Below are 12,517 nucleotides of genomic sequence, written 5' to 3'. Positions count from 1 at the left end.
ATATTAGCAATACATTCATATTAGAATGGTACATTAAAAATGTAATAGAAGACATACTTTAAAGGAGTATGATACATGCAATTCTTTAAAAAAATTATAATTTCATTTCTCCTCATAACACTACTACCTCAAGCAGTAAGCTTTGCTTGTGAACCTATCTCAGTTGAAGCAATTGACTAAACTCCTAATAGGGAGTTCTTTTTTTGTGTCAAATTACATTTTGCGTAATAAATTACATTATATTTAAAATGAAAACGCTTAACTTATTTAATGTTAACGTGATAAGATATAAGAAATTGTATATATATAAGGAGGACTTGCTATGCCTGTCGTTAAAGATTTTTTTATCGCGTTATCTAACAATAAATTCATGAATGAATCTGCTAAGAAAATGGGTCCTGCACTTGGTGCAAAAAAGGTCGTAGCGGGCGTTGATATTGATTCAACAATCGATACAGTAGAAAGATTAAATATGAGGGGTATTTCATGTACGTTAGATAATTTAGGCGAATTCGTTACAACTAGACATGAAGCATTGGAAGCTCAACAAAATATTGTTGAAATTATGCGCAGAAATTATAATGCTAATATTGATGCTCATGTTTCAATCAAATTAACTCAATTAGGAATTAATATAGACAAAGAATTTGCTTACAAAAACACAAGGGAAATATTACTAAAAGCACATGAATACGGGAATACATTTGTTAATATTGATGCCGAAAAGTACGAGGATTTAGTTGGTATAACAGAAACTTTAGACCGACTTAAAGGTGAATTCAAAAATGTCGGAACTGTTATTCAAGCATACTTATATGATGCAATGAATATTATGAATAAATATCAAGATGTTAGACTTAGATTAGTTAAAGGCGCATATAAAGAAGGTCCTAATGTAGCATTTCAAACAAAAGAAGAAATCGATTCTAACTATATTAAATTAATCGAGCATAGATTATTAACATCAAATGCATTTACTTCAATCGCAACACACGACCATAATATTATTAATCATGTAAAACAATTCGTTAAAGATCATCATATCAGTAACGATCAATTTGAATTTCAAATGTTATATGGCTTTAGAACAGATTATGCATATGAACTAGCTGGGGAAGGCTATAATTTCACAATGTATGTACCATTCGGAGAAGATTGGTTCGGTTATTTTATGCGTCGTTTAGCTGAAAGACCTCAAAATCTTAACCTTATTTTACTTGATATTTTCAATAAGAAAAATAAAGAAAAAATTGCAGTAGGTGCTGGTATTATAGGCGCAGCATCTTTATTAGCAATTGGTGCTTCAAAATTATTTAAGAAAAATTAACTACAAAAGGAGTAGAACGGAAATCAATTTTAAAGATTTCTGTTCTACTCCTTTTAATTTATTGAATTGAATATTAATTTTATATCGTTTCTTCGATATTTTTTAATAAATTAGCCATTTCTATAGCTGCGGTTGCCGCTTCTCCGCCTTTGTTACCTGCTTTTGTTCCTGCTCTTTCTATTGCTTGCTCAATCGTTTCTGTTGTAACTACGCCAAATATTACAGGTACATCTGCAATTTCGTTTACTTTAGAAACGCCTTTTGCTACTTCATTACATACATAGTCGTAATGTGTTGTTGCACCTCTTATGACACATCCTAATGTAATGACTGCATCGTATTTACCTGATTGTGCTAGTTTTTTAGCAACGAGTGGGATTTCAAATGCGCCAGGAACATATGCAACATGGATATGTTCTTCTTCTACATCATGTCTTATGAGGGTATCTTTTGCCCCGTCTAATAATCGCCCTGTTATAAAATCATTAAATCTACTTACTACTATTGCTACTTTCAAATCTGTACCTATCATTTTTCCTTCAAAATTCATGATTCATTGCTCCATTCTATTTATAGTAAATGACCCATCTGTTCTTTTTTTGTAAGCATATATTCAGAATTATTATCGTTAGGATGTATTACAATTGGGATTCTATTCGTAATATTTATTCCTAAATCTTTTAATTGCTGAAATTTATCTGGATTATTGCTTATTAAATTAATATCATGGATATTAAAATATTTTAATATATGACTCGCTTCTGTATAATCTCTTAAATCTGCATCAAAGCCTAATGCTTTATTGGCACTAATGGTATCATGGCCTTGTTCAATTAATTCATATGCTTTAAGTTTATTTAACAAGCCAATACCTCTACCTTCTTGAGGTAAATACAAGATGATACCTCCATGTTCTTTTATAAACTTTAAGGAATAATCTAGTTGTTCCCCACAGTCACATCTTGAACTATGAAACACATCGCCTGTTAAACATTCCGAATGAATTCTCACATTAGTATGGTTGGTTAATTCACCAGATGTAATCGCTAAGTATTCTTTATCATCTAATTTAGATGTAAATCCATACATTTCAAATTCTCCAAATGTAGTTGGTAAGTTAACTTTAGATTCTAATTGAATAATATTGTCATGTTTTTTTCTATATTTGACGAGTTCATCTATCGTAATCATTTTTAATTGATGTTCTAATTTAAATTGGTACAATTCATCTCTATTTGACATCGTGCCGTCATCATTCATAATTTCACAAATAGCACCAGCAGGCTTAGCACCAGTTAATCTTGCTAAATCTACGCATGCTTCCGTATGTCCAGTTCTCGTTAATACACCATTATCCTTAGCTATTAATGGAAAAATATGACCTGGCTTTACAAAGGCTGCACTTGATTCTTCATTAATGAGCCCTTTAATTGTATTTGTACGTTCAAATGCGCTAATGCCTGTTGTGGAAGATTTATGATCCACACTTACAGTAAAAGCTGTTTTGTATTTATCATTTGTTTCTGTCATTAATCCTAAATCTAATTGTTCAGCTATTTCTGCACTTATGGGTGAACATATTAAACCTCTAGCAAATTTAGCCATAAAATTAATCGTATCCGCTTCTAAATATTCAGAAACCGCTACTAGGTCACCTTCGTTTTCTCTATTTTCATCATCAACTACGATAATAGGTTTACCTTGTTTCAATTCTAATATTGCTTCTTCAATTGTATCGAACATATATGTTACCTCCTAAAATCCTAGTTTTAGTAACTTCTCTTGAGAAATACCATCTTTACTTTGATTTGTAATTTTCTCTACATATTTAAATAATAAATCGGTCTCAACATGAACATGGTCGCCTTGTTTCTTGTTTGCAAAGATTGTCCTATTTCTCGTTTCCGGAATTAAATGAATTTCAAAAGAACGATCATTTAAATTAAAGATTGTTAAGCTAATGCCATCTACTGTAACTGATCCCTTACTAATCATTTGATTGAGTAACGATTTGTCTACAGCAATTTCTACTATCCATTCATCTTTTTTCTTTGAAATACGCTTTATATTTCCTTTACCATCAACGTGACCACTAACAAAGTGACCTCCAAAGCGACCTCCAGCAAGCATCGCTCTTTCTAAATTAACTTGATCATTAATTGAAATTGTATCCAAGTAAGTTACGGATATAGTCCCTGTAATAACTTCCACTTTAAAACTTGTTTCTTGTTTCTCAGTCACAGTTAAACAAACGCCATTAACACTTACTGAATCTCCTAGTTTTAAATCATCTGTAATTTCAGGCGCATGAATCTGCATTGATTTCACGCCACTTGTTGATTTTACATTTATAATCGTACCTACAGTTTCGATAATACCTGTAAACATTAACTCACTACTTTCTTAAAACAATTTTGACATCTTCACCAATGATATCTGTTGATATAATTTTAAATTGTTTAGCTTCGGATAAAGGATAAACATCATGTGTTTGATAATATTGATATTTGCCTTGACCACCAATCATTTTCGGGGCTTGATAAATAATAAGTTGGTCTACTAAATTTTGCTCTATAAATTGACTTATAAGGTTTGGGCCAGCTTCAACCATGACATTAGAATAGCCTTCCGTATATAAGTAATGTAGAGCTGCTTTTAAATTTAATTCATCTAATTTTTTAAGTTTAATATTTTGATTTTTAGTTATTTTAAAATTTGATTGGTCAGTTATGATGATGACTGGCTTTTGTTCATCATTAAATATATCTAAACTTTCTACAAAATGAGATTTCCGTGTTAAGACAACTCTTTGAGGTTCTCTATAACTTTCTGTTCTAGATGTTAACAAAGGATTATCTTTACGAACTGTTTCTCCGCCAGTTATGATGGCATCGTGGTTACTTCTTAACTTTAAGACATCTTGTTTAACGTCTTTGCCTGTTATCCATTTACTTTCTTGAGTATCAGTAGCAACTTTACCGTCAAGACTTGTAGAAACTTTTAAAGTTACAAAAGGCATTTCTAATTCTTGTTGTACAAAAAATGATTCATACAATTGCTCTGCCCTTGTTGACGGGCTATGTGTTACAGAAATACCAGCTTCAACTAACATATCATGACCACTTTTATTTAAAGAACGATCTTTCACAGCATAAACTACTGCATTTATTTCATGATCTATAATCGATTTCGAACAAGGCGGTGTCATACCGTAGTGCGAACAAGGTTCTAAAGATACATAAATTGTAGCGCCTTTCGCTTCTTCTCCTGCCATTTTTAATGCTTGTATCTCAGCATGAGCCTCACCCTTTTTTAAGTGCGCTCCAAAACCAACGATTCGATCTTCTTTAACAATTACAGCACCTACAGACGGATTTGTACTTGTTTGTCCTTGTAATTTTTCTGCTAAGTCTATTGCAAATTCTAAAAATTGATTCATTGCGCTTCCTCCTAAATAAAAAAAGACACCAAAATTAAGATTTCGGTGTCTTGGGAGTAAAAACGTATCAAGAAATAAGCCTTTCTATTAGAAGGCATTGATATTTTTGTATGTCAAATAAGCGTAAATAATACGCTTATCTATTCTTTCTCCCATCCAGACTATACTGTCGGCTTCAGATTTACACTGAATCAGCCACATACTATAAAACGCATGCAGGTCGCGGGCTTAATTTACCGCCGGTTGGGAATTTCACCCTGCCCCGAAAGAATATTATTAAATTATATACATCAGTTATCACTGATGACCATATTCTATACCATTTAACTATGAATTACAAATCAATCTTATTGTCTATTCACTTACTTTTATTTTTTGATTTTGATTTTTTCTTTTTACGTCGTTCTTTAAGTTCAATGTATAAATCGTTTACCGCATTTACAGATTGATCGACTAATAAGGAAACACCATTAACATCAAAATTCACACCACTCGTTAATTGTCCAATAACTTTTAAATTAGGCATTGTACCAAATTTAGGACTAATTACTTCATTAGAATATGGTAATACTAAAATACCACCAAAAGGATGTGGTGCAACAATTTGTTTATTCTCTAACCCTTTAATAAAATGTTCATGTTCATCTAATTCAGATAGAAATTTTTTAGGTCCTGTCGCATTAATGATGTAATGAAAACTATATTCATATTTATCATTGTCATATTTCAATCTAAATTTACCATAATATTTACGAATATTTGTCAGTCCCTCTTTAACAATAATATCGCCATTTTCAATCCATTCGATTAATTGTTTCGCAGATGATTGAGGCATTGGGTTTGCATTTCGTTTAAAATGATGTCCATATTTATTTATAAATTCCGTCTTATCATTCATCGTCATTGCATTCCAAATTGGAATCATGTGATGTTTTACTTCTTCTACAAATGATTGAAAGTGTCCTACTTCATCTTCATGTTTCAAATCGTATTTCAAATTATATACATTATCCGCTTTAAATCTATTGAGCATTTTCTTTAAGTTAATATTTTGATATTCACATTCGCGTTTAAATAATTTTTCAATTTCTTTTAAAGGTGCAATTCCTTTATGGTATTTCATTAATTTCTCAACTTCTTTATTACAGAGGTATTTAAGTTTAATGTTATGTTTCTTACCACGGACTGTTGGAAATTGCGCATGTCTAGATGTTACGACTATTGGTAATTGTTTATGATTTTCCATAACAAATCTTATGACGTCGACTGCACTTAGCCCTGTTCCAATTATTGCGATATCATCATTTTGTTTAACTTCCTTTAAGGCATGCGTTGTAGGATATGGTGATTCAATATATCCTTTCAAACCAGATAACTGATAAGGATCTTTATACGGAAGTGTACCAATCGTTATAAAGACATAGTCATATTTCTGGCAAACCGCTTCTTCATCTTCAATATAACAAACATCTATCTTATATTGACCGCGTTCATCACGAATTTCTTCGACATAACAACTTTCAACTTTATAATTATGGACAAAAATATTATCATGACGCTTCACAAGATTTTGCAAGATACTTTTCATATAATGTCCAAAGACAAGTCTCGGTAAATATTTAGCTTTGCCATAATCGAACGTAGCATTATTTTTATACCATTTCTTAAAATCTTTCTCATCATCTGGGTCTAAAGACATTTCTTTAGCTGGTAAATTTATGAGTAGTCGGTCACTATCATTCTGAAATGGTTTCCCCATCCCCATATCTTCAGCACTATCAAAAATATCGACCGTAATATCTTTAAAATGCTTATGTTTACTCAATTGATTTAATGTACTCACACCTGCAGTACCCATTCCAATAATTGCTACTTTCAATCTTAATCCCTCCAATTTGACGATTTAAAACAAGTCGATTGCTTTCATTTTTCTTATTATACCCTTTTATGAAGTTTTTACTTTTATAAAATGATTTTATGCAAAAAATGTGTACCCAATATTTTACATATAACATTCCACTAAATTGTACACACGTGTATATAAACACGCATTTTTCCATGAATCATCTAATTTCCTACGTTAATTAAATATCAAATTAAAAAGATGATATACAAGTCTTTAATCAATGTTAATTTTATAAATATGCAACTAATATGCTATAATAATATACGTGTTTAAATACAAAATTAAATAAAGGAGACATAATATGTTATCAATACAAGATTTAACAAAAGTGTATCGTGGCGGTAAAAAAGCCGTAGATAGTATTAACATGGAAATTAATTCGGGTGAATTTATAGCGTTTATCGGGACAAGTGGTAGTGGGAAAACCACTGCTCTAAGAATGATCAATCGAATGATTGAAGCAACTAGTGGAACGATAACCCTTGATGGTAAAGATTTGAGAAAGATGAATCCGGTCACATTAAGAAGAAACATTGGTTATGTCATACAACAAATTGGCTTGATGCCACATATGACAATAAGAGAGAACATCGTATTAGTACCAAAACTACTTAAATGGTCTAAAGAAGAAAAGGAAAAAAAAGCTAAAGAATTAATTAAATTAGTTGACTTACCTGAATCTTATTTAGATTTATACCCTTCACAATTATCAGGTGGACAACAACAGCGTATTGGTGTTGTAAGAGCACTTGCTGCAGATCAAGATATTATCTTAATGGATGAACCATTTGGCGCATTAGACCCCATCACGAGAGACACACTCCAAGACCTTGTAAAAACACTACAACAAAAATTAGGTAAAACTATTATATTTGTAACGCATGATATGGATGAGGCTATTAAATTAGCAGATAGAATTTGCATTATGTCAAAAGGCGAAATCGTTCAATTTGATTCCCCTAACAATATTCTTAAAAATCCAGCAAATGATTTTGTTCGTGACTTTATTGGTCAGAATAGACTTATTCAAGATAGACCAAATTTAAGAATTGTTGATGATGCTATGATTAAGCCAATTTCTATCACATCTGAAAAAACAATTGATGAAGCTGTAACAATTATGCGCGACAGACGTGTCGATACATTATTTATTACGAATCAAAAAAATAAATTAGTTGGCTATATCGATGTTGAAGATTTAAATGAAGGTTACCGTAAAGGTAGCGATTTAATCGATATCATGCATAGAGATATTTACACAGTAAAAACAGGAACAATGCTACAAGATTCTGTCAGAACGATTCTTAAAAGAAATGTCAGATTAATTCCAGTAGTTGATGAAAATTATCAAATTAAAGGACTTATAACTAGAGCAAACTTAGTAGATATTGTTTATGATTCCATTTGGGGTCAACCAGATGATTCTTTAGAAAATAGCGAATTAAAATAAGGAGTGAATGAATGTGATTGAATTTTTACAAGTTAACGGTAATGAATTAATACAAAAAACATTAGAACACTTCTATATTTCACTATTTGCTTTATTACTAGCAATGATTGTCGCAATTCCTTTAGGTATCTTATTAACTAGAACGAATCGTATTGCGAAAATTGTATTATCTATAGCTAGTGTTCTTCAAACTGTTCCATCATTAGCAGTGCTTGCCTTAATGATTCCATTTTTAGGCGTTGGTAAGTTACCTGCAATTTTAGCTTTATTTATTTATATATTATTACCCATCTTAAATAACACGTACATCGGCATTAATAACGTTGATAAAAATGTTAAAGGTGCTGGTCTAAGTATGGGGATGACAAAATTCCAAGAGATGTTCATGATTGAATTACCATTAGCAATATCAGTCATTATGAGTGGTGTTAGACTTTCAAGTGTCTATGCTATAAGTTGGGCAACGCTTGCTAGTTTTATTGGCGCTGGTGGTTTAGGTGACTTTATATTCAACGGACTAAATTTATACCAACCTGATTTAATTATCGGTGGTGCAATAAGTGTTACGTTAATCGCACTATTAATGGACTTCGTACTTTCTAAAGTAGAAAATTGGGTAACACCAAAAGGCTTAAAGGTCTCAAGATAGGAGGACAATTATAATATGAAAAAATACTTTAAATTGTTAATTCCGCTCTTTATTTTAACCTTAATAACTTCTGGGTGTTCCCTACCCTTTCTTGGAGCATCTGGTGATAAGAATTCAATAAAAATCGGAATGCAAAATACAAGTGAGTCTCAAATAATGGGACACATGGATAAATTAATGATAGAACATGAAGCGAAGAAAAAGAACATTGATGAGAAGAACATCCAACTCATCAATAACTTAGGTTCATCTACTGTAACCTTTAATGCTCAAAAAACTGGAGATATAAACATATCAAGTGCCAGATATACTGGTACAGACTTGACTGGTGCTTTAGGTATGGATCCTATTACAAATCCAAATAAAGCATTTAAAGTTGTTAAAAAAGCATTTAATAAAGATTACAAACAAAAGTGGTATGAATCATATGGATTTGAAAATACTTACGCCATGATGGTTACAAAAGAAACAGCTCAGAAATATAACTTAAAAACTGTTTCAGATATGAAGAAAGTAGCTAATAAATTAGAAGCTGGTGTCGACTCCTCATGGATGAAACGTGCCGGAGACGGTTATCCTGCTTTCAAAGAAAAATATGGTTATGATTTCAAGCGTACGCGTCCTATGCAAATAGGATTAGTATACGATGCCTTACACAACGGAAAAATGGATGTCGTACTTGGATATACAACGGACGGCAGGATTGCAAGTTATGATTTAGTCGTACTTAAAGACGACTTAAACTTCTTCCCTCCTTATGATGCTAGTCCGTTGGTTAATAACTCTTTAATTAAAGAAAAACCATATGTAGATAAAGCAATGACAAAATTACAAGGTAAAATTTCAACAAAACAAATGCAGAAATTAAATTATCAAGCTGATAATGATCTAAAAGAACCTGCAGTTGTCGCTAAAGAATTCCTTGAGAAACATAATTATTTTGATAATGAAAAGGATGGTGAATAATTTGGTAAATGAAAATTTATGGTCACAAATAATAGATTACTACTCAACAAATGGCGGTTATATCTTTCAATTGTTTTTAAATCATTTACTTATTTCAGTTTATGGTGTTTTATTTGCTGTAATTATTGGCATACCTGTTGGTATATTTATTGCGAGGTATTCTAAACTTTCTGGATACGTTATCTCGATTGCCAACATCATACAAACGATCCCTGCATTAGCATTGTTAGCAATCTTAATGCTCGTAATGGGTCTTGGTGCAAATACTGTAGTTATGACTGTATTCTTATATGCCCTATTACCAATCATCAAAAATACGTACACAGGTATTCAAAGTGTAGATACAGGAATTAAAGATGCCGGTAAAGGTATGGGGATGACAACCAAGCAAATTTTAACGATGGTTGAACTTCCACTATCATTATCCGTAATGATTGGTGGCATAAGAATCGCATTCGTTATTGCAATCGGTGTTACAGCTATAGGTTCATTTATTGGTTCATCAACACTTGGTGATATCATTATTAGAGGTACAAATGCTACAGATGGTACTTCTTTAATATTAGCTGGTGCAATTCCTACCGCATTACTAGCAGTGTTAAGTGATATTGTGTTAGGATTTATAGAACGTAAGCTAGATCCAACAAAGAAAAATCAAGAAGGCCCTAAAATACAAACACTTTCGGAGTGATAAGATGAAATTTTTCGTTAAACTAATTGTCTCAGTTATTGCAGTAATACTCATTTTACCTAAGAAAAAAGCAAAATAAATTATATCTGTATTAATTTGAGTATACTAACTTTTGCAATTAATAAATATTTAATGTTAATATTAAAAAAACAAAGGAGGCAGTTATATGAAATTTAGAGTATTAGGAAGTCTATTCTTATCATCTACCCTGCTATTAGGTGCATGTGGTAATGGTGGAGATAATAGTGCCAAAAAAGAAGACACTAAAAGTTCTAGCCAAGTCGTTAAAGATTTACAAAGTAACGCTAAAGATGTAAAAAGCTACCATACAGATAATAAAATAGACGTATCAGCTAAAGGTGAGCAAAGCCAAAAAGTTAAAGTTGGTATGGATGTTGATGAAAAAGAAACTGCAAAATTACAAATGGACCAAGCTGACCAAAAAATGACAATCTATGTTCAAGGCAAAAAAATGGTAGCAAAAGCTAATGGTCAATGGATTGATTTATCTTCACAAGTAGAAAATATGGACATTGATAGTTCATTGAAACAATTAAACTATGAAAAATATGCTAAGACATTAAAACCATTTGAAGATGCGAAAGCTAAGAAAGTTGACGATGGTTATGAATTAACATATAAAATCAAAAACAAAGAAGACTTTACTAAGTTAGCAAATGCATCTGGTAATAAAGATCAACTTAAACAATTTAAATCTCAAGTTGATAAAATTACTGGTAATGCAGTATTAAAAGTGAACAAAGATAATCAAATCAAATCTTATAAACTTAATGCAAAATTAACTAAAGATGATAAAACTGCAAACATGAAAACTGATGTAACTTATAACAAAATAAATAAAGTTGATGAAATTAAATTACCTGATGAAGCGAAAAATGCTAAGAAAATAGAAGATATGCAAAAAGATTCTTCATCAGAAAGTAGTTCTCAACAAGCATCATAATAGAAAACAACTTAAGACATGAAATGCTTAAGTTAAATAAATCCCCCTAATCAATTTAACTCATTTGATTAGGGGGATTTTTCTGGAATTATTTGTTATTTTGTTTGTCGTGTTTCTTATCTAATGCTTCAACTGATAACGTATTATCCGTATCTTCATATTTATAAACAGTATAATATTTTCCTTCAGTTTTCAATTCTTCATAAAAATCAGCTATTATCCTAGCATTACTTTGAGCCCATTTAATATCCGTTGCATATTGATGTACACCTGGCTTTTCTGGATTCCATCTCATGCTATATAGCGTGTTTTGTTCAGGATTTGATAAGTAATGATCATGTATAAACTTCGCTCCACCAGTGATAGCTTTCTTAGGAGAATCCCAACCTTGTTTCTTGGCATATCTTGCACCTGTACCAATTGGGTCTTCATCTAAAGCACCTACACCATAAAAATTATAATATTTCTTACCGTCAGATTCTGATTTAGAATGTGCTACTTTTCCTTTATCAGTAAGCATGACGCCATTAGCGAGTTTACTTTTGTTATTACCTGTCTCTAATATTGCATGACTGATTAAATATACTTCATTAACATGTTCTTTCTTTGCGGCGTTAATAAATTGAGATGTATATTTTTCTAGTATTTCTTTTTTTCGTAACATATGATGTATACGTTTTTCATCAATTCCTTGATATTCAGATAAATTTAAAAATTGATAAACTTGTTTTTTATTTGTAAGTATTTTTTCTACATCCATAACATCGCGAATTTCATTTCTTGTTGCATCTTTCCAGTTACCTGACTCTGTTGCGATTTGCATTTTAGTATCATTCTTATATTGTTTTTCAACTGCCTTGTCAAGTGTTAAAGGAACTTCAACATCTTCTTCTTGTTTATTCACTTCATAGAATTTTAAATGATTTGTAATCAAATAATAGAACAGGCCAAGAATTATTGCTAAGACAAGTAATAATACAAATATATTTTTAAATGATTCTAGCCTGGCGTTTTTCATTATTTCACCTCTAAGTTAATAAAGCTATTCTGAATCAATTTACTTTTTCTTACAGTTTCAAAAAATTGATTACTTCTTATATTTTATAGGAATACTCCACATTATTC

The 12,517-nt window shown here is 31.2% G+C and carries 12 protein-coding genes and 1 riboswitch; of the genes, 6 read left to right on the top strand and 6 right to left on the bottom strand.

Annotation, left to right across the window (positions count from 1 at the left end):
- Positions 1–322 precede the first annotated feature (322 nt).
- A complete protein-coding gene (locus CD111_RS06925) occupies positions 323–1,327 on the top strand; it encodes a proline dehydrogenase family protein (RefSeq protein ID WP_095087340.1) in 1,005 nt (334 codons plus the stop codon).
- 79 nt (positions 1,328–1,406) lie between these two features.
- Here CD111_RS06925 and ribH read toward each other — a convergent pair whose 3' ends face one another.
- The 5 genes from ribH to CD111_RS06900 all read right to left on the bottom strand — a co-directional run bounded on the left by ribH (position 1,407) and on the right by CD111_RS06900 (position 6,645).
- Positions 1,407–1,877, bottom strand: coding sequence for a 6,7-dimethyl-8-ribityllumazine synthase (gene ribH, locus CD111_RS06920; RefSeq protein ID WP_095087338.1), 471 nt, complete (start codon positions 1,875–1,877; stop codon positions 1,407–1,409).
- Between the two features lie 20 nt (positions 1,878–1,897).
- Positions 1,898–3,070: a 3,4-dihydroxy-2-butanone-4-phosphate synthase gene (gene ribB, locus CD111_RS06915; protein ID WP_095087336.1), complete on the bottom strand. Its 1,173-nt coding sequence runs from the start codon at positions 3,068–3,070 to the stop codon at positions 1,898–1,900.
- A 12-nt stretch (positions 3,071–3,082) separates the two neighbouring features.
- The gene (locus tag CD111_RS06910; RefSeq protein WP_095087334.1) at positions 3,083–3,715 is read right to left on the bottom strand and encodes a riboflavin synthase; all 633 of its coding nucleotides are present in this window, start codon (positions 3,713–3,715) and stop codon (positions 3,083–3,085) included.
- 7 nt (positions 3,716–3,722) lie between these two features.
- Entirely contained in the window at positions 3,723–4,766 is a 1,044-nt protein-coding gene (ribD, locus tag CD111_RS06905; RefSeq protein ID WP_095087332.1) for a bifunctional diaminohydroxyphosphoribosylaminopyrimidine deaminase/5-amino-6-(5-phosphoribosylamino)uracil reductase RibD, read from the bottom strand.
- A gap of 140 nt (positions 4,767–4,906) precedes the next feature.
- A riboswitch (FMN riboswitch) is annotated at positions 4,907–5,040 on the bottom strand.
- Between the two features lie 84 nt (positions 5,041–5,124).
- Entirely contained in the window at positions 5,125–6,645 is a 1,521-nt protein-coding gene (locus CD111_RS06900) for an FAD/NAD(P)-binding protein (protein ID WP_095087329.1), read from the bottom strand.
- Positions 6,646–6,973: 328 nt separating this feature from the next.
- Here CD111_RS06900 and CD111_RS06895 point away from each other — a divergent pair, with 328 nt between their 5' ends.
- From CD111_RS06895 to CD111_RS06875, 5 genes are all read left to right on the top strand, one after another.
- Complete coding sequence (locus CD111_RS06895) at positions 6,974–8,122, top strand: betaine/proline/choline family ABC transporter ATP-binding protein (protein ID WP_095087327.1); 1,149 nt, start codon at positions 6,974–6,976, stop codon at positions 8,120–8,122.
- 13 nt (positions 8,123–8,135) lie between these two features.
- Positions 8,136–8,771, top strand: a complete 636-nt coding sequence (locus CD111_RS06890; RefSeq protein ID WP_095087320.1) for an ABC transporter permease — start codon at positions 8,136–8,138, stop codon at positions 8,769–8,771.
- A gap of 15 nt (positions 8,772–8,786) precedes the next feature.
- A complete protein-coding gene (locus CD111_RS06885) occupies positions 8,787–9,737 on the top strand; it encodes an osmoprotectant ABC transporter substrate-binding protein (protein WP_095087316.1) in 951 nt (316 codons plus the stop codon).
- Position 9,738: 1 nt separating this feature from the next.
- On the top strand, positions 9,739–10,428 hold the full coding sequence (locus CD111_RS06880; RefSeq protein ID WP_095087311.1) for an ABC transporter permease: 690 nt from the start codon (positions 9,739–9,741) through the stop codon (positions 10,426–10,428).
- Between the two features lie 166 nt (positions 10,429–10,594).
- Positions 10,595–11,392: a DUF6612 family protein gene (locus CD111_RS06875; RefSeq protein ID WP_095087307.1), complete on the top strand. Its 798-nt coding sequence runs from the start codon at positions 10,595–10,597 to the stop codon at positions 11,390–11,392.
- 88 nt (positions 11,393–11,480) lie between these two features.
- Here CD111_RS06875 and sagB read toward each other — a convergent pair whose 3' ends face one another.
- Positions 11,481–12,410 carry a peptidoglycan release complex glucosaminidase SagB gene (gene sagB, locus CD111_RS06870; RefSeq protein ID WP_095087304.1) on the bottom strand — a complete coding sequence of 310 codons (930 nt, stop codon included), beginning with the start codon at positions 12,408–12,410 and terminating at the stop codon, positions 11,481–11,483.
- Positions 12,411–12,517 lie beyond the last annotated feature (107 nt).

Source organism: Mammaliicoccus stepanovicii (assembly GCF_002902525.1).
Lineage (GTDB): Bacteria > Bacillota > Bacilli > Staphylococcales > Staphylococcaceae > Mammaliicoccus > Mammaliicoccus stepanovicii.
Note: the sequence above shows the minus strand (reverse complement) of the source record. Positions and strands in the feature narration are given on the sequence as shown.